General features: G+C 56.1%; 15 protein-coding genes. 9 read left to right on the forward strand and 6 right to left on the reverse strand.

What is annotated here, in order from left to right:
* Positions 1 to 5: 5 nt before the first annotated feature.
* Entirely contained in the window at positions 6 to 530 is a 525-nt protein-coding gene (locus GOV89_RS12045; RefSeq protein WP_171238297.1) for a CoxG family protein, read from the reverse strand.
* 230 nt (positions 531 to 760) lie between these two features.
* Here GOV89_RS12045 and GOV89_RS12050 point away from each other — a divergent pair, with 230 nt between their 5' ends.
* The 6 genes from GOV89_RS12050 (at position 761) to GOV89_RS12075 (ending at position 9915) form a co-directional block, all read left to right on the forward strand.
* Entirely contained in the window at positions 761 to 1444 is a 684-nt protein-coding gene (locus GOV89_RS12050; protein WP_171177081.1) for a response regulator transcription factor, read from the forward strand.
* A gap of 46 nt (positions 1445 to 1490) precedes the next feature.
* Positions 1491 to 2660, forward strand: a complete 1170-nt coding sequence (locus GOV89_RS12055; protein ID WP_171177079.1) for an FIST N-terminal domain-containing protein — start codon at positions 1491 to 1493, stop codon at positions 2658 to 2660.
* A gap of 3 nt (positions 2661 to 2663) precedes the next feature.
* Positions 2664 to 4877 carry a PAS-domain containing protein gene (locus tag GOV89_RS12060; RefSeq protein ID WP_171177077.1) on the forward strand — a complete coding sequence of 738 codons (2214 nt, stop codon included), beginning with the start codon at positions 2664 to 2666 and terminating at the stop codon, positions 4875 to 4877.
* Positions 4878 to 4974: 97 nt separating this feature from the next.
* Positions 4975 to 7152, forward strand: a complete 2178-nt coding sequence (locus tag GOV89_RS12065) for a Tex family protein (protein WP_171238298.1) — start codon at positions 4975 to 4977, stop codon at positions 7150 to 7152.
* Positions 7153 to 7324: 172 nt separating this feature from the next.
* The gene (locus tag GOV89_RS12070) at positions 7325 to 8722 is read left to right on the forward strand and encodes a bifunctional enoyl-CoA hydratase/phosphate acetyltransferase (protein WP_171177073.1); all 1398 of its coding nucleotides are present in this window, start codon (positions 7325 to 7327) and stop codon (positions 8720 to 8722) included.
* Positions 8719 to 9915, forward strand: a complete 1197-nt coding sequence (locus tag GOV89_RS12075; RefSeq protein ID WP_171177070.1) for an acetate/propionate family kinase — start codon at positions 8719 to 8721, stop codon at positions 9913 to 9915. The genes GOV89_RS12070 and GOV89_RS12075 overlap by 4 nt, the downstream gene beginning before the upstream one ends.
* 7 nt (positions 9916 to 9922) lie before the next feature.
* On the opposite strand, the gene GOV89_RS12080 is transcribed toward GOV89_RS12075, so the two are convergent.
* The 5 genes from GOV89_RS12080 to GOV89_RS12100 all read right to left on the reverse strand — a co-directional run bounded on the left by GOV89_RS12080 (position 9923) and on the right by GOV89_RS12100 (position 14907).
* A complete protein-coding gene (locus GOV89_RS12080) occupies positions 9923 to 10690 on the reverse strand; it encodes a citryl-CoA lyase (protein WP_171177068.1) in 768 nt (255 codons plus the stop codon).
* The gene (locus GOV89_RS12085; RefSeq protein ID WP_171177066.1) at positions 10687 to 11871 is read right to left on the reverse strand and encodes a CaiB/BaiF CoA-transferase family protein; all 1185 of its coding nucleotides are present in this window, start codon (positions 11869 to 11871) and stop codon (positions 10687 to 10689) included. The genes GOV89_RS12080 and GOV89_RS12085 overlap by 4 nt, the downstream gene beginning before the upstream one ends.
* Positions 11864 to 13375, reverse strand: coding sequence for a tripartite tricarboxylate transporter permease (locus GOV89_RS12090; RefSeq protein ID WP_171177064.1), 1512 nt, complete (start codon positions 13373 to 13375; stop codon positions 11864 to 11866). The genes GOV89_RS12085 and GOV89_RS12090 overlap by 8 nt, the downstream gene beginning before the upstream one ends.
* Before the next feature lies 1 nt (position 13376).
* Entirely contained in the window at positions 13377 to 13859 is a 483-nt protein-coding gene (locus GOV89_RS12095) for a tripartite tricarboxylate transporter TctB family protein (protein WP_171177062.1), read from the reverse strand.
* A gap of 64 nt (positions 13860 to 13923) precedes the next feature.
* Positions 13924 to 14907, reverse strand: a complete 984-nt coding sequence (locus tag GOV89_RS12100) for a tripartite tricarboxylate transporter substrate binding protein (RefSeq protein WP_171177060.1) — start codon at positions 14905 to 14907, stop codon at positions 13924 to 13926.
* 108 nt (positions 14908 to 15015) lie between these two features.
* On the opposite strand from GOV89_RS12100, the gene GOV89_RS12105 reads away from it, so the two are divergent.
* Genes GOV89_RS12105 through GOV89_RS12115 form a run of 3 tightly spaced genes read left to right on the forward strand, consistent with a single transcriptional unit; the run spans position 15016 to position 18027 of the window.
* Complete coding sequence (locus tag GOV89_RS12105; RefSeq protein WP_171177058.1) at positions 15016 to 15684, forward strand: response regulator transcription factor; 669 nt, start codon at positions 15016 to 15018, stop codon at positions 15682 to 15684.
* Positions 15674 to 17041, forward strand: a complete 1368-nt coding sequence (locus GOV89_RS12110; RefSeq protein ID WP_171177057.1) for a sensor histidine kinase — start codon at positions 15674 to 15676, stop codon at positions 17039 to 17041. Before GOV89_RS12105 ends, GOV89_RS12110 begins: the two co-directional genes overlap by 11 nt.
* Positions 17020 to 18027, forward strand: a complete 1008-nt coding sequence (locus GOV89_RS12115; RefSeq protein ID WP_171177053.1) for an ABC transporter substrate-binding protein — start codon at positions 17020 to 17022, stop codon at positions 18025 to 18027. Before GOV89_RS12110 ends, GOV89_RS12115 begins: the two co-directional genes overlap by 22 nt.
* The last annotated feature ends 2 nt before the right edge of the window (positions 18028 to 18029 follow it).

Below are 18029 nucleotides of genomic sequence, written 5' to 3' on the forward strand. Positions count from 1 at the left end.
TTGGTTCAATCGCCCAATACGCGTTTGAACCAGCCTTTCTTTTCTTCCTTTTCCTCACCGTCATCCGAAGTTTCCGCCTCGGGCGCTGGTTGCGGTTCGACCGCGTTCTGAAAATTCTCAAAGAACTGATCAGCCAGTTTTCTGGCAACGCCGTCGATGATCCGTCCTCCCAACTGGGCCAGCTTGCCGCCAACACGAGCGTCGACGCTGTATGTCAGCAAAGTACCTTCGGGGGCGTCTGCCAGACTCACATCTGCAGACCCTTTGGCGAACCCTGCTGCTCCGCCCTTACCTTCACCCGAGAGCTTCACGCTTTCAAGCGCCACGAGATCGGAAAGAGTGACGGCCCCTTTGAAGGTCGCTTTGACAGGCCCCACTTTTTGCACAACCGTTGCTTCGAACCCGTCTTCAACCGAGCCTGTCATCTCCTGACACCCCGGAACGCAGTCTTTCAGAACCTCCGCCGACAAGAGCGCATCCCAGACCTTGGATCGTGGCGCAGCTATGACGCGGCTGTCACTCAGTTCCATTCAATGTCTCCAACCATTTTTTGTTACGCTACGCGGTGTTGGCTGCCCTGCCTATAAGACCTTGGGTGTAGTCGCCGCCCTGCGCGCAGCCAATATAGACCACTGTGACGCTGCATTTCCCTGTAAGCAAACCATTTGTTGTCTACGACCATCGGCCAGTAGGGACGGTTTTCATTGAGTGTTAGGATTGGTTAGGCTGGGACCAAATGGATTACAAAAGGCGATACCAAATGCTTGCCGATTCCGCCCGACGGACAGATTTCAAGAATGTGCTGATTGTTGATGACCATCCTTTGTTTTGCGACGCTCTGTCGATGACCTTACAGACGGTGGCGAAGATTGGCGACATCCACACTGTGGACAGGCTGGAAGGTGCCATGGATCTACTGGCGCAAGGATTAAAACCGGATGCGGTCATGCTGGATCTGAACCTGCCGGATGTGGACGGGTTGGACGGGCTTGTGCGTCTTAAAGCTGCTGCCAATGTGCCGGTCATTGTGGTGTCTTCCCTGACGGACAGCCGTGTTGTCAATCAAGTTATTCAAGCCGGAGCGTCTGGTTATGTGCCCAAGCACAGTCAGCGGGATGTGTTTCGAACAGCAATAGAAGCGGTGCAAGCAGGTGACATCTTTGTGCCCGAAGGCTGCGTGTTGATCGAGGCGGAAGAAGACGACGAACACAGCGATGCAGTAAACCGGCTGGCGACGCTGACAAATCAGCAATCGCGAATACTGCAACTGATCTGCGAAGGCAAATTGAATAAGCAAATCGCCTATGACCTTTCAATTGCCGAGACCACGGTAAAGGCGCATGTTACTGCAATCATGCGGAAATTGGGTGTGCAAAGCCGCACGCAGGCGGTTTTGATCGCCAAGAAAGCGTCGTTTGCCAGCGTCTTGCAAGAGCAGGGCTAAGCGGCATAGTCTCATTCAACCGTCGCGCTTTGAGGGAGGACGCACGATGGACCAAGCAGTCGGGTGTGCGACAGCTCAGGCCCGTGCGCCAGGCATCGTTAAAACGGCATTTGTACATTATGACAGCACCCAGGCGGTCAAATCACTTGAACGCGATTTGGGTGATGGGCCTTTTGCGCTTGTCATTCTTTTCGTAAGCTCCAAGTCAAATGCGTCTGCCGTCATTTCCGAAGCTCAGCGTATTTTTGCGCCAACACCTGTTGTCGGCTGCACCACCGCCGGAGAGTTGGCGAATGATGGCTATTGTGAAGGCAAAATCGTCGCGATTGCCATGCCGCAAAGCCACTTTGAAGCCCGCACTGTCCTTATTTCCGATCTGAACAACATTGATGCGCAGAGCATTATTAACGAGATGATTAATAATCGTCATGCCATGATGGAGTCATCGCCTGACTGGGCGCATGAATTCACATTCCTGATGATCGACGGGTTGTCGACCAAAGAAGATGCACTGACCTCTGAACTTGCAGTTGGCTTGGGGCCGGTGCCTTTGTTTGGCGGCTCGGCCGGGGATGGAACGCGATTTGGGCAAACTTTTGTGTTGCATGAAGGTCGTGCGCTCAGCAATGCGGCCATTCTGGCTCAGGTTCGTACCCGCTGTCCGATCAAAGTGTTCAAAACCGATCACCTAGTGCCGGCCCAACGGCGCATGGTTGTCACCAAGGCTGATCCGGCAAAGCGGATTGTACAGGAGATCAACGCAGAACCAGCCGCGCGCGAATATGCGCGCATTCTTGGAAAAGACCCCGAGCAACTGACAACATTCACCTTTGCCGCCCATCCAGTGGTCGTGCAAATTGGCGGGCAGCATCACGTCCGCGCGATCCAACAGGTGGCTGGCAATGGGGATCTGGTTTTTTTCTCGGCCATTGATGAAGGTTTGGTTCTGACGCTGGCTGAACCTCGTGACATGGTCGAACATCTGCAAACAGAAATTAGTGCGCTGAACGAAAAGCACCAACCGGATACCATTTTGGGCTGTGACTGCATCCTGCGCCGGTTAGAGGCGCAGGAAAAGCAGAAGACGCGCGACATCTCGGATATTCTGGCGCGCAATCATGTGTATGGGTTTTCGACCTATGGCGAACAATACAATTCAATCCATGTGAACCAGACGCTCACCGGTGTTGCGATTTATCAGCCGGAGGATGAGTAACTCATGATCGAGCACCTGACGGACCCCTCCGACACGATAGAGCGTCAAAACGAGAAGCTACGCAAAATTGTCGAAGCTCTTATGCGGCGGGTCGAAGAGTCGACAGATGCTTCAGGAGCTGCATATGCGCAGTTCCAGCGTGCAGCTGTTTTGGAGCAAGAGGTTCGAGCCAGAACAGACGATTTGGAACGCGCACTTGAGCTGCTGAACGAGTCAAACGCAAGGCTGGCGCAGGCCAATCAGGAAACCGAGGCGGCGCGGGCCGACCTCGCCAACGCAATCGAAACGGTTCAGGAAGGCTTTGCTCTGTTCAATCGGGATGATCAACTTGTGCTGTGCAACAGCCGTTTCGGTTCACATATGCCCGACATTCAAGACCGGATGAACCCCGGGCTCGGGTTTTCGGATTATGTCGAATTACTTAGCCAGTCCAAGTTCCTGTCACTACCCGAAGGGATGACCCCGCATGATTGGGGCCAAACTCGCCTGGACCGGCACAGCGAAGATCGCGTGGTCTTTAATGTCCGGCTTGTTGGAAATCGTTGGATGCAGGTGTCCGAGCACCGCACACCAGATGGCGGCACTGTGATCCTACAGACGGATGTAACCGACATTATGCGTATCGAGCGGCAGGAGAGAGACCGCATTCTCGATGACAAAGCCCGCTTGATCCGCGCAACTTTGGAACATATCGAACAGGGTGTCTGCATATTTGACAACAAACACCGCCTGATTGGCTGGAACAATCGTGCCAGCGAATTGTTGGCTGTGCCAATCACCCAATTTCAGATGGGTACACGTTTCGACACTCTGTCCAACCGCCTCAGCGCAAACATTTCTTTCCAAAAGGGGATCACCGAACAGGACTTGTTAAATTGGGTGCGTCGCAGGACCTCGCGACGACCGCTGCAATTTCAAATGCATCGCGGGCGCTCAAAGATTCTGTCTGTTTTTGCTCAGGAAATGCCGGATCGGGGTTTTGTGATCTCTTTTACGGATGTGACGGCGGAACGCAAATCAGCCGAGGCCTTATATGAAGCAAAAGAACTGCTGGAACAGCGCGTGGCGTCACGCACGGTGGAACTTGCCGACGCGCTGAATGAGGCCGAGCGTGCCAACGCGTCGAAGTCGCGTTTTGTGGCCGCCGCCAGTCACGATCTTCTTCAGCCATTGTCAGCCGCAAAGCTGTATGTGGCGTCGCTGGGCAGCGGGTTACAAGGCGAAGATGCCCAGGCTGTTGCTGCAAAAGCGGAAAGTGCGTTGAACAGTGTTGAACACATTCTCGAGGCTTTACTGGACATATCAAAACTGGATTCAGGGCGCGCTCGTGTACACTTGTCCCCAGTTCCTCTTGGACAGCTGTTTTCTCAGATTGAGGACGCATTTCGCCCGGTTGCACAGGCTAAGGGATTGGATTTGCGCTTTGTGGGCACGAGCTCGGTTGTCACCAGTGATGCAAGTTATCTGCGGCGCATTCTACAAAACCTGTTGTCGAATGCGATCCGATACACCGAGGCAGGCAAGGTGCTGGTGGGCGTCAGGCGGCGCAAGAAAACCGTGTCGCTAGAGGTTTGGGATACTGGCATCGGCATCGCACCACATCACAGAGATACTGTTTTTCAGGAGTTTCAGCGTTTGCACTCAGACGCTAGCGCCGCAGAAGGTATGGGGTTGGGGCTTGCGATTGTTGAACGGGCCTGCGGGTTGTTGAGACACCCGATCCATTTGCGGTCCGAGGTTGGCAAAGGTTCGGGGTTCTCGGTTGAAATTCCTCTGGCAAAGACAAGACTGCCGGTGGTGCGCGATCCCTCGGCGCGTCAAAAATCAAACTCTGTATTGCCGTGCAACACTGTCACTTTGCTGATCGAAAACGATGAGAACCTGCGCAATGCGTTGCGCATGACCATCGAGTCTTGGGGTGTTGAGGTTCTGGAAGCGGAAGGCGGAGAAGACGCAACCCGTCTACTACGAGAAATAGGTATACTGCCAGATGTCATTGTTGCCGATTACCAGCTAAATAACGATGAAACCGGGATTGATGCAATAAACGCACTGTTCCACGCGTTTGGCCCTTTGCCTGGGTGTATTATTTCGGCCAATCGGTCCGCTGACCTTGCTGACTACTGTGCGCGTGCTGATCTTCCGTTGCTCTATAAACCTATTGACGCCCAAGTGTTGCGGGCAACTTTGGAAACATCTGTCGCTGGGCGTGATTAACCGCCCCGATTTTTTGCGACCGCTTCAGGGCTGGGGTCTTTTACTTGTTGAAACGGCTGGGTAAGACACCCTTCCACAGTTGTTTCAGGAGGCTCCTTTGGACCGTATCGCCCGCACCATTGCCACCGAGATTAATGCAGGCTCCAATCAGGTCGGAGCCGCGATCAAATTGCTGGATGATGGGGCAACCGTGCCATTTGTCGCCCGCTACCGGAAAGAAGCAACAGGCGGTTTGGACGATGGCCAGTTGCGTTTGTTGTCCGAGCGGCTGACCTATCTACGAGAGCTTGAAGCGCGACGTGAAACCATCCTGAACTCGATCCGGGACCAGGGGAAGCTAACCGAAGACCTGAGCAAATCAATTGCCCGGGCCGAGACCAAGGCGCAACTGGAAGATATTTACCTGCCGTACAAGCCCAAACGGCGCACCAAGGCGATGATTGCGCGGGAAAATGGGCTTGAGTCGTTGGCCGATGCCATTTTGGCCGACCGTGATGCGGAACCGGAAACACTGGCCAAGGCTTATCTTTCCGAGGCGGTACCGACCCAGCGCGACGCGCTAAACGGGGCGCGGGATATTTTGACCGAACGGTTGACGGAAAACGCTGAACTTTTGGGCGAACTGCGGACCTTCATGCAGCGCGAGGCAATACTGACTGCAAAGGTCATCGATGGAAAGGAAAAGGAAGGCGCGAAATTTAGTGATTACTTTGACCATTCCGAGCTTTGGGCCGATGTGCCGTCGCATCGTGCGCTGGCGATGCTGCGCGCCTCGAAAGAAGGCATTGTTACGTTGGATATCGCGCCCGAACCCGAATTTGGCGCGGCGCGGGCCGAGACGATTGTCGCCGCACATCTACAAACGCGCGGGAAGGGGCGAGGAGATGCATGGCTGCGCAAGGTTGCGGGCTGGACGTGGCGTGTAAAACTGTCGTTATCGATGATGGTTGATCTCATGGCGGATCTGCGCAGCCGAGCGCAGGACGAAGCCATTCAGGTCTTTTCGCGCAATTTGAAGGATTTGCTCTTTGCAGCGCCAGCAGGGGCCAAGGCCACTTTGGGTCTTGACCCGGGCATCCGCACCGGTGTGAAGGCGGCCGTTGTTGATGCAACCGGCAAGGTGGTGGCGACCGACACGCTTTATCCATTTCAGCCTAAGAAGGACGTGCGCGGGGCGCAGGCGACCATCCTCGATCTGATCTCGGCCCACCAGATCGAACTGATCGCCATCGGTAACGGGACCGCCAGCCGCGAAACTGAACGGTTGGTTGCAGACACACTTTCCCTGCTGCCGAAGACGGTGAAAGCGCCGACAAAGGTGGTGGTGTCCGAGGCGGGGGCTTCGGTCTACTCCGCCTCTGAACTGGCTGCGCGCGAGTTTCCTGATCTGGATGTTTCGCTGCGCGGGGCAGTGTCCATTGCCCGGCGGTTGCAGGACCCGTTGGCGGAGCTGGTTAAAATCGAGCCCAAATCCATTGGCGTCGGTCAGTATCAGCATGACGTGGATCAACACCGGCTTTCCCAGTCTCTGGATTCCGCGATTGAAGATGTGGTGAATGCAGTTGGCGTCGATCTGAATACCGCTTCTGCCCCGTTGCTGTCGCGTGTGTCGGGTCTGGGTCCGGCACAGGCAGAGGCCATCGTTACCCATCGTGATCTGAATGGGCCGTTTCAATCGCGTAAAGATCTGTTGTCCGTTGCTCGGCTGGGCCCGCGTGCATTTGAACAATGCGCCGGCTTCCTGCGCATCCGGGATGGCGCAGAGCCGCTGGACGCCTCTTCGGTTCACCCCGAAGCATATGACATCGCCCGACGTGTTGTGGCCGCTTGCGGACGCGATATTCGACGCATCATGGGCCATGACGGAGCTTTGAAAGGAATGAGGGCCGAACAGTTCGTGACAGAAGATTTCGGTCTGCCGACGGTTCGGGACATCTTTGCCGAGTTGGAAAAGCCTGGACGCGATCCTCGCCCAAGTTTCGTCACGGCCTCCTTTGCGGATGGCATCGAAGAGATCACTGACCTGAAGCCCGGGATGGTTCTGGAAGGCACCGTGACAAACGTGGCCGCCTTCGGGGCATTTGTGGATGTTGGTGTTCATCAAGATGGGCTGGTCCATGTCAGCCAGTTGGCAGATCGATTCGTCAAAGACCCGCATGAGGTTGTCAAAACCGGGCAGGTTGTGAAAGTCCGCGTTGTCGAGGTGGATGTGCCCCGAAAACGGATCGGCCTGACGATGCGAAAACAGGGCGGCGGTGGAATGAGGCGCTCTTAGTCTTCGATGTGCCTAGTTTCAGGACGCACAGACATCAAGTCGTTGCATTCTGAAGGTAGAGTGGCGTCCAAACCGGGCGGCGTTGTTGCATCGTTTTCATTGAACGCCAAACTGAGTATCAGCAAGAGAGTTCACAGCGCCGCGACACGGACCGAAACGGAATCGAAAGTTCATGCAGTATCACAACAAGCCTTATGACAAGCTTCAGGTCGGCGATACTGCCGAGCTGGTTCGTACCTGCTCTGTCGACGACTTCTATGTATTCGCGAACAATTCCGGCAATCACAATCCGCTCCATCTGGCAAGTGAAGATGGCGACGGTGATCATACCAACGAAGCGGTTGCGCCTGCCATGTTTGTGGGGGCTCTGATCTCTGCCGTCCTGGGAAACGTTCTGCCGGGCGCAGGGACGCTCTACAAGTCGCAGAACTTTAACTTTATTGAACGGGCACATGCGGGTGATGAGCTTGTGTCCAGGGTCACGGTTGCAGAAAAGCGACCGAACCGAGAAGTTGTTTTCGATACAGCTGTGACACGCCCATCCGACAGCGCAGTGATCGTTACTGGGCAAGCTGTTGTCGTTGCACCGGACAAAGAGCTGGCGTTTGCCGAACTGGAATTGCCCGGGCTTGTGGTCAAACGGCATCGGCACTTTGACGCCATGTTGGATAAGGTGCGCCCTCTGCCGCCCATGCCGACGGCGGTCGTGGCCCCTGAGGACCCGAATTCTTTGGGTGGTGCCCTGCTGGCCGCGCACGAGACGATCATTGCCCCTATTTTGATCGGTGATCCCAAGAAAATCGCCAGCGCGGCCGCCGAAATAGGCGCTACGCTCGATAAGTTTGAGATCATACCGCAGAGCGACCATTTCAGCGCAGCCAATACGGCGGTTGATCTTGTTGCTGCAGGTCGGGCCAAGGCGTTGATGAAAGGGCATCTGCACACGGATGAACTGTTGAAGGCCGCGCTGCGACGCGAGAATGGCCTGCGCGCGGGACGCCGGTTTACCCATGTGTTTGTTATGGACGTGCCAGGGCAACCCAGACCGCTATTGGTGACAGACGCGGCGATAAATATCGAACCGGACCTGGAAACCAAGATAGACATTGTCCAAAACGCGATCGATCTGGCCTTGTCTCTGGGGATCGAACAACCCAGGGCGGGCATCCTTTCCGCTATCGAGACTGTCAATCCGGCTATTCGATCTTCGGTGGATGCGGCCTTGCTGTCGAAAATGGCGGAACGCGGTCAGATCACAGGAGGGTTGGTTGATGGCCCCCTTGCCATGGACAATGCCGTCAGCCTCGCTGCTGCGCGATCTAAAGGAATAGTCTCGGACGTTGCGGGCAAAACAGATATTCTGGTGGTGCCCAATCTGGATGCCGGAAACATGATGGCCAAGCAACTGACCTATATCGCGAATGCAGAAGGGGCAGGGGTGGTGATGGGGGCCAAAGCGCCCATCATTCTGACCAGCCGAGCTGATGACGACAAGGCGCGGCTGGCGTCCTGCGCTGTAGCCGCGCTGCACGATGCATTTACTATGTCGCAAACCGGAGCACACGCATGACACATGTCGTGACATTGAACGCTGGATCGTCTTCGATGAAATTTGGTCTGTTCGAGTTGACCAATGACGATCCGATAATGGTTTGCACCGGGGCGGTTGAGCGGATTGGCGAGGGGGAGCCTTTGGTCAAAGCCAAGTCATCTGATGGCAGTGTTTTGGCCAGTGGCACGGCGGGCGAAATCCATGACCATGCCGCGGCCCTGGATTGGGTGTTGAATCTGCTGGCGCGTTCATTTCCAAACAGCGAGGTGACCGCATTTGGACATCGTGTTGTCCACGGTGGTCCGAATATCGATGCACCGCTGCCGCTGACCGAAGCCTCCATTGAAGCGCTGGACAAGCTTTCGCCCTTCGCGCCATTGCACCAACCGCACAATCTGGCCGGGGCAAAGGCGGCGATGAAACGGTTTCCGAACGCTGCCCAGATCGCCTGTTTCGACACGGCCTTTCACCGTAACCACCCGTGGGAGAACGACGTTTTTGCCCTGCCACGCGAGTATTATGAGAAGGGCGTTCGTCGATACGGTTTTCATGGCCTGAGCTATGAATACATCTCGGACCACATGGCCAAGACGGCCCCGTTGTTGCACGAAGGTCGCGTGGTTGTTGCCCATCTGGGCAACGGTGCATCAATGTGTGCAATGATCGGAGGGCGATCTGTTGGCTCGACCATGGGTTTTTCGGCTTTGGATGGGCTGCCAATGGGGTCGCGTTGCGGACAGCTTGATCCCGGTGTGGTGCTGTACTTGATGGATCAGGAGGGGTTAAGCGCCGACGAAATCTCGGACCTTCTGTTCCGCAAGTCAGGCTTGCTGGGCCTTTCGGGGTTATCGAACGACATGCGTACCTTGGAAAAGGCGGACACGCCCGAAAGCCGTCAGGCGATCAGTTACTTCACATTCCGTATTCGGCGGGAGCTCGGGGCGATGGCGGCCATTCTGGGCGGTATAGACGCCTTGGTATTCACCGGCGGGATCGGAGAAAACTCGCGACTGGTGCGCGACCGGGTGTGTTCCGGAATGGGATGGTTGGGGATCGAGCTGAACCCGGATGCGAATGCGGACAATGATCGGATCATCTCAACGGATCTGTCCCGCGTTGTGGTCATGGCGATCCCGACGAATGAAGAACTGATGATTGCCCGCGCCGCAGCGGACCTGTTGGCCGGTCGCCCACATCTGAAAACCGCGTAGCGGCGGTTCATTTCGGCTTATAGGTCCAGCGATAGGTGGGTGGTGTCGGTCCCTTGTTCCTGCCCCCTTGTTGCATCTGTTCCCATGCATGGGCCAATATACCGACGGATCGGGATAGGCAGAACAGACCGCGCGCAAGCGGGGGCGCAAAACCAAGTTCGGCGTAGATAACCGCGGTTGCGCCATCTATGTTCATTGGAACGGGCTTGCCTTTGCGCCGTGCCAATTCTGCCTCGATCGCTTGGCCAATCCGCATAAACCGTCCATCACACGCTTGATCCTTTACGGCTTGAGAAGCCATTGTCATCAGACGCGGAGCGCGCGGATCCGTTGGGGTGTGAAACCGGTGGCCAAAACCAGGCAGTATCGTTCCTTCGCTTTCAATCCAGTCGTCCAATGCCTGTTCCAAGCGACCGGGATGTTCCGCAACGAAATGGTAGAGAGTTACGGCTTGCTCACCAGCCCCGCCGTGAATGTCGCCCAACATATTTACGGCGCTTGCAATCGCGTTGTTGAGAGGTAAGCCACAAGTCACGGCCATGCGTGCAGTTGCAATCGATGGTGCCTGAGGGCCGTGGTCCACCGCCGCGACCAAAGCTGCTTCGAACAATCGGGCCTGCGCGTCCGAGGGGCGATCCCCGCGCACCATGAACCAGATCATCTCCGAGAAACTGACATTTCCGATCAGGTCCTGGATCGGCTCACCGCGCATATCGATCCGGCCGGGCTCCATGTCGATGATGGATGTCGTCCACCAATCGGAAACATCGCTCATATGACCCCCTCCTTGTTCAACGCATCAATTTCTGCGTCGGACAATCCGATTTCAGACCAGATCGCATTGTTGTCAGCTCCAAGTTCAGGTGGTGCGTTTTGTGGCAAGCGCCGCGCGCCGTCCATGACAACGGGACTGCCCGCAAGCTTCATATCTTCGCGTTGAACCCGCACAGACCCGATCAGGCCACGCCCAGAAAGTTGTTCGTCTGCAAGAGCTTCGGCCACTGTCAGAACCTGCCCGGTTGGTACGCCGATGGCATTAAGTTCTCGAACCCAGTCGGTTGCGGCTCTGGTCCGCAGAGTTTGTTCCAGCGCGTCGCGCAAGGCGTGACGGTTTTGTTTGCGGTCTTCGCGGGTTGCGTAGTCGGGGTTGTTTAGCAGATCGTCCCGCCCCAGATGTCTTGTAAGGGCCTGCCACTGTTCATCTCGGTTTGCAGCGATGTTTATTGGGCTGTCGAGCGTCGCAAACGTCCCCGATGGGGCAGACGTTGTGTTTTCATTTCCATGCGCTGCGGGTGTGACGCCGCCGACTAAAAAATTCGACACGACCCAACCCATTGTGGAAACAACGGCTTCGGACATCGCAACATCCAGAAAGGTTCCACGCGGTTTCGCGTTCAACGCCGCAGACACGGCAAAGGCGGCCGTCATCCCGCCGACCGTATCTGCCAAAGGGTAGCCAACGCGGTAGGGTGCAGTGTCCGGTGCCCCGGTGATGGACATCACGCCACTGATGCCCTGAACGATCTGATCATAGGCCGGATCGTCCCGTCGCGGGCCGTCCTGACCGAACCCGGTGATGGCGCAGTAGATCAGGTTTGGATTGACCTTACGCAAGACGTCGTAGCCCAGACCAAGCCGATCCATCACACCGGGCCGGAAGTTTTCGACCAGCACATCAGCAGTTTTTACAAGCCGTTTAAGCAACGCCTTGCCTTTTGACGATTTCATGTCGAGCGTTACCGATTTCTTATCGGCGTTTTGCGCCAGAAAACTGATCCCCATGCCGGCTTTGTTTCTGTCGGGGTCAGCGCCCAGAACGCGGGCAAGGTCGCCGCCACCGGGGCGTTCGACCTTGATCACTTCAGCACCCATCAGCGCCAGTTGATAGCAGCAATACGGACCCGCAAGGACATTTGTCAGATCTAGAACCCGTATTCCTTCCAGCGGTTCAGTCACCTTCGGCGACCCCCGCGGCCCGTGCCCGTGCGCGACGTGCACGGTAGCTTGGCAGAAGCACCAGCAGCACTGCGATAACCAGCAGACCCAGCGTCATCGGACGCTCCCAGATAAATGCAATGCCGTCATAGAGCTGCATCGAACGGGCAAAGTTGTCTTCCATCATCCCACCGAGAATGAAACCGATCAGCAATGGAGCCAGCGGGTAATCGGCGAATTTCAACGCTGTGGCGCAGACACCGAAGCCAACAAGTATCAAAAGCTCAGTCGCATTGTTCTGGCCAATATAGGCCCCCATCAGAGTGAAGAACAAAATGAAGGGGATCAGATAGTTGCGTGGAACCGAGAGAACTTTGGCGATGTAAGGGATCAGCGGCAGGTTCAGCACCAGCAGAACGAGGTTGCCGATGAACATCGACATGATCACGGCCCAGAAAATCTGCGGCTCGTCCAGCATCAGACGCGGGCCGGGCGTGACGTTCAAGGCGATCAAAGCGCCAAGCAGGATCGCCGTCGTACCAGAGCCGGGAATGCCCAGCGTCAGTAGGGGCACGAATGAACCGGTACACGCGGCGTTGTTCGCTGTTTCGGGTGCGGCCAGCCCTTTGATTGACCCTTTGCCGAATTCTTCCTGCTCCTCTTTCGGCGCGATGTTGCGCTCGACCGCATAACCCAGAAAGCTGGCAATGGTTGCGCCTGCGCCGGGCAGAACGCCGATGAAGAACCCTTGAACCGATTGACGACCGACCACTGGCGCTATGGCCTTGGCCTCGGCCTTGGTGATCCGCAGGTCCTTGATTTCACCATCGTCGCCTTTCAGGTCCTTTGGTTTGAGGACTAGAAAAAGTGCTTCGGGCAAAGCGAACATGGCCATAGCAAGCGTGATGAAGCCAAAGCCTGATTGCAGATCCATAATGCCCATGGTGAAACGCGGTAGGTTGAACAACGCACCTTCGCCGACAGTGGCCATGATCAGGCCCAAAACCGTCATGATGACAGCTTTCGCCACCTGACCTGTACCTGCAAAGGCTGCAATAGCCGACAAGCCAACCACCATAAGCGCGAAATACTCGGCGGAGTGGAACAGCAAGGCCACGGAGGACAGGGCAGGGGCGAAGACCATCAAAAGGACCGCGCCCAAAGTGCCGCCCGCGAAACTTGCGATGGCCGCGATGGTCAGGGCTTTGCCCGCTTTGCCCTGTCGGGCCATTGGATAGCCGTCAAAGCTGGAGGCCACCGTGCCTGCGACCCCCGGCGCATTGAGCAGGATCGAAGAAGTTGAGCCGCCGAAGATGGCGCCATAGTAGACACCGGCCAACAGGATCAGCGCCGCTGAAGGGTCACCCATGGAAATCGCAACCGGGATCATGATCGCGATAATCGACATCGGGCCTAGGCCCGGAAGCATGCCGATGAATGTACCGATCAGACATCCTGCGATGACCATCAGCAGGTTTTGAAGTGAAAATGCCGTTTGCAGGCCGATCAGAAGTCCTTCAAGCATGTCAGCCTCCGAAAATGCCCGGCAGGGGGCGCATGTAGATGCCAAGAACTTCCTGCACCAGATACCAGACGGCACCTGTCGCGATGAAAGCGACGGGAAGCATGATATGCCACTTACGTTCACCCAGAATGAACGATCCCAGGATCAGGAAAGCCGAGGTCGAGATCAGAAACCCAACAGGGCGCAGGCAGAGGGCGTAGATCACCATCAGAGCGAGGAGCATCAGCGCCTGATCAAGATGGTAGTCACCCAACCGCCGATAATCGATATCGGCTTTTTTTGGTTCAGCCTTCTCGAAACCCAAGAGAATGATCGTGGTGGTGATGATACCCAGAATCGACAGCACTTTTGGGAAGGTGCTGGGCCAGATTGGGTTTCTCTGCATGAAAGGGGGAAGGCCGCCATCCATCGTGAACCAAGCGGCGTAGCCATATGTTAAACACACACCCAGAAGAATGAGCGCGATCCAGCGATCCAGCGCCATGAGGCCCCCTCCTTTCTTGTCGTTGGGGATGGCAGAGCGGCGGCCCGCTCTGCCGGTAGTGGTTTCAGAGGAAGCCCAGCTTTTTCATCAGATCGCCGATCTGCTGTTCCTGCTGCTCCAGGAATGACTGGAAGTCGTCGCCAGAGTTGTGGATGTTCACCCAACCGTTACGCGCACGAACCTCTTCCCATTCCGGGGTGTCGTACATCTTGGCAATCGCGGCCTGATAGGCGGCCAGCTTGTCTTCGGGCAGTCCAGGGGCTGCAAAGAAGCCACGCCAATTTACGAAGGTGGTGTCGATGCCTTGTTCCTTCATGGTCATCGCATCAGGCGCCGCATCGACGCGTTCTTCCGACGTCACGCCGATGATTTTGACTTCTCCCGCGTTCGCCAGATCAACGGCTTCTGAAAAACCGGTGGACAGCGCCGCGATCTCGCCCGACAGCAGTGCCGCCATGGCTTTACCGCCTGCATCGTAAGGGATGTATTTCACCCCAAGTGCGTCCTTACCCGCAGCTTCCATCACCATCGCGGCCACCAGATGGTCCATACCGCCGGGAACCGAACCGCCACCAATCGCAGTTCCGCCCGGATCGGCGTCAAAGGCGGCAAGCAGGTCATCCATGGAGTTGATGGGGCTGTCTTTGCCCACAACGATCGCGGCATAGTCACCGATGGTGCCCGAGACCAGAGTCAGGTCGCGGAAGTTATGCGGAAATACGCCGGTCAGTGAACGGATTACGATCGGAGTTGAGTTCACCATCAGCGTGCCGTGATTACTGTCGGCGTTTTCGATCAGATAGCCAATGGCTTTACCGCCGCCGCCACCGGACATGTTCTCGTAAGATGCCGTCCCGACCAGGCCAGCATTGGTCAGTGCTTCGCCAGTGCCACGGGCAGTGCCGTCCCAGCCGCCGCCGGCGCCACCGGGGATCAGAAAGTGGATGCTGTCCACAACCTGATGGCCATCTGCTAAAGCCGGTCCTGTCAGGCCAATTGCGGCCACAGCTGCGATCAGGGCGCGGCGGCCCAGTGTGAATGTCGTCATGATGTCCTCCCATTTGACAACCGGCCGCGTCGCGGCTCAGATTGGCGGAACAAAAACACATCAACCTGACATCAACCTGTCATGCGTCAAAAATAGTGCAAAAGCCCCATGAAGTTCCTGCTTGTTGAAGACAGTCCCGACCTTGCACGTGCGATTTGTTCCCGCATGAGGTTAGACGGGCATGTAATTGATCACGCGGCAAATTTGGATGATGCGACGGGGTTTGTGGAAACTCAGGATTATGACCTGATCCTGCTGGACATCATGCTGCCTGACGGGGATGGACGCGACTTCTTAAAACAGCATCGCGCAGGCAATCGGGACACGCCCGTCATTGTGCTGACGGCCCGCAGTCAGGTGTCGGATCGAATCGGTTCGCTGGATCTGGGGGCAGACGATTATGTCACCAAACCCTTCGATCATGCCGAGCTTGAGGCGCGTTGCCGTGCCGTTCTGCGTCGCAAATCCGGGAACGCGAAGACAAGGATCGAAGTGGGCGGTATCGTATTCGATCCACTGGCTGGCCACCTGACTGTCGGGGAACAGACCGTTTCCCTGCGAAACCGCGAACTGCGCTTGCTGGAGTTGTTCATCAACGCGCCCGGACAGGTGTTTTCCAAGCAAAAACTTACGGATCGGTTGTTTTCTTATGACGACACTGTCTCGGACAACGCGATTGAGGTCTATGTGGGTCGCTTGCGCAAGCATTTGGAGCCGTCTGAATTGAAGATCACAACACTTCGTGGTCTGGGATACAGGCTGGATCATGCCTCTTGACCCGAATGTATCAGGGTCGCTGCGGAACCGATTGGTTTTGACACTCATCGGGGGTGCTGCACTTCTTGCGTTTCTGCTTTTTGTCGCGGTCCGAAACTATGCCGCGCAGGTTGCACAACAGGGGCAGGATAATATTCTGAGCGCCTCCGTGACCTCCATACTTGATGCAGTAGCCCTGCGCGAAGGTGAGCTTGAGGTTGATATTCCATACGCCGCCTTCGCAATGCTGAGTACCCCGTCCGACGACCGGGTCTTTTATGCGATTTATCAAGACGGAGAATTTCTGTCTGGATACGAAGACCTTTTACCGTCCTCAGAGCAGTATGACGGCCGGTGGCGCTTTGAATCAAGCCAGGTTCGAGGCGAGACCATCCGTCAGGTCAGTGCCAACCGAACGTTGGTGGGGTTGGACAAGCAAACCGTCATCGAAATTGTGTTGGGGCAAACACAGGATGCGCTGGCGGAAACCCTGGATCAAATCTCACGCAATGCGGCAATCTTGGGGATAGGGTTCTTTGGCCTTGCCGCCGCTTTGTCCTTTTGGGCGACATCGTCGACCATTGGGCAGTTGAACCGGCTGACAACCTCTGTCACCCGACGAGGTCCGCAGGATCTGAGCCCATTCAGGAAACCCGTGCCCCGTGAAATGGCACCATTGGTGGCTTCGCTGAACTCATTGATGGGGCGCCTCGATCAGTCCCTGAGCCAATCCGAAGACTTTATTGCCGAGGCGGCGCACCGCGTACGAACCCCATTGGCAACAGTCAGGTCTTATGCCGATGCGACATTGCAAAGGGTAGAAAAGGAAGAAAACCGTGAAGCATTGCGTTCGATGGTGCGCGCCATTGACGAAAGCTCGCGGGCGGCAGGACAGTTGTTGGATCACGCGATGATTACGTTCCGCGCGGATCACCTTGAACGGGAAGAGATCGATCTGGTCACATTGATCCGGGATTTGGTTCAGCGTTTGACACCCATTGCTGAAATGAAAGACCTTTCGCTGTCTCTGGGCGGTGACCCTACGGTTCATTATTCGGGGGACCCGATCCTCATTCAGAATGCGGTGCGAAACATGATCGACAATGCTTTGAAATATGCACCGCCTGACAGTTCTGTTCGCATTGAAGTGACGTCGGCACCCACGGCTCAGATCCGTGTCAAAGACCGCGGGCCCGGTTTTCCGCCCAACGAAATTGACACGCTGACGCGCCGGTTCGAACGCGGCAAAAACGCAAGCGGAACCATCGGCTCCGGCTTGGGTCTGACCATCGTGCAGGATGTTGCAACAGCCCACGGCGGCGAGCTGGAATTGGCAAATCGGCAAGGGGGCGGCGCGTGCGTTACATTATCGCTCTGATTCTGGTTATCTTTCCTGTGGTTGGGTTGGCGCAAGTCTGGGAAGACAGGCAGGTTTTCAATGCAGAGGCCGGCCATACATCCCTGCGGGTGATTTCTAGCACCGACACTTTTCTTTTCGAGCCGCTAATCGCCGCGTTTCTCAAGGAAAACCCAGGTATCTCGATTGATTACATGGTGACGGGCACGGCAGATATCGACCGTGTCGTCCGCGCGGCCCCTGACGATTTTGATATCGTCATTTCCAGTGCAATGGACCTGCAACTGAAACTGGCAAATGACGGATATGGGCAGGCGATTGACAACATCCAACTACCGGCTTGGGCGCAATGGCATCAAAGTCTGTTTGCCTTTACGTTCGAACCGGCAACGATTGTGATAAATAGCGCGGCTTTTGCGGGTGGTCCCATTCCGGAAACCCGCCAACAGCTTATCGAAATACTTCGTGCGCATCCCGACGATTTTCTGGGAAGGGTAGGGACCTATGATATCCGGCAATCCGGCCTGGGTTATTTGTTTGCAACTCAGGATGCGCGCGCGTCCGAGACCTATTGGCGCCTGATGGAGGTCATGGGCGGGTTGGATGTTCGCTTGTATTGTTGTTCAGCCGATATGATTGACGATCTTGTCAGCGGAGAGATTGCTGTAGCGTACAACGTACTCGGCAGTTACGCTTCAGCACGGGCGGGCAGCAAGGATGTTCTGGAAATCATCCGACCGTCAGATTTCCAAACCACCATGATGCGAACTGCGTTGATTCTAAAAGGCACGCCTGAGGTCGAGGCGGCTTCGTCTTTTGTTCGTCACCTCGTGGAAAGCCAGTCAGACAGAGGCCGTGGCGCTTTTTCACTGCCGCCTCTGGCACCGTATGATACAGAGACCGAGCGTGAAACGATTGGCTTGGACCCCGCTCTGCTTACTTTTTTGGACAGATTGAAGCGCCGCAGATTTTTGGCGGAATGGGAAAGCGCAGTGATCCAGAATTAGCG

Origin of the sequence: Ruegeria sp. HKCCA5763 (genome assembly GCF_013034545.1) — a bacterium.
Taxonomy (GTDB): Bacteria; Pseudomonadota; Alphaproteobacteria; order Rhodobacterales; family Rhodobacteraceae; genus Ruegeria.

Bases quoted from the DNA above. Each gene is read 5' to 3' on its own strand.
- GOV89_RS12045 (WP_171238297.1), bottom strand. From the start codon at position 530: ATGGAACTGAGTGACAGCCGCGTCATAGCTGCGCCACGATCCAAGGTC.
- GOV89_RS12050 (WP_171177081.1), top strand. From the start codon at position 761: ATGCTTGCCGATTCCGCCCGACGGACAGATTTCAAGAATGTGCTGATT.
- GOV89_RS12055 (WP_171177079.1), top strand. From the start codon at position 1,491: ATGGACCAAGCAGTCGGGTGTGCGACAGCTCAGGCCCGTGCGCCAGGC.
- GOV89_RS12060 (WP_171177077.1), top strand. From the start codon at position 2,664: ATGATCGAGCACCTGACGGACCCCTCCGACACGATAGAGCGTCAAAAC.
- GOV89_RS12070 (WP_171177073.1), top strand. From the start codon at position 7,325: ATGCAGTATCACAACAAGCCTTATGACAAGCTTCAGGTCGGCGATACT.
- GOV89_RS12075 (WP_171177070.1), top strand. From the start codon at position 8,719: ATGACACATGTCGTGACATTGAACGCTGGATCGTCTTCGATGAAATTT.
- GOV89_RS12080 (WP_171177068.1), bottom strand. From the start codon at position 10,690: ATGAGCGATGTTTCCGATTGGTGGACGACATCCATCATCGACATGGAG.
- GOV89_RS12090 (WP_171177064.1), bottom strand. From the start codon at position 13,375: ATGCTTGAAGGACTTCTGATCGGCCTGCAAACGGCATTTTCACTTCAA.
- GOV89_RS12095 (WP_171177062.1), bottom strand. From the start codon at position 13,859: ATGGCGCTGGATCGCTGGATCGCGCTCATTCTTCTGGGTGTGTGTTTA.
- GOV89_RS12100 (WP_171177060.1), bottom strand. From the start codon at position 14,907: ATGACGACATTCACACTGGGCCGCCGCGCCCTGATCGCAGCTGTGGCC.
- GOV89_RS12105 (WP_171177058.1), top strand. From the start codon at position 15,016: ATGAAGTTCCTGCTTGTTGAAGACAGTCCCGACCTTGCACGTGCGATT.
- GOV89_RS12110 (WP_171177057.1), top strand. From the start codon at position 15,674: ATGCCTCTTGACCCGAATGTATCAGGGTCGCTGCGGAACCGATTGGTT.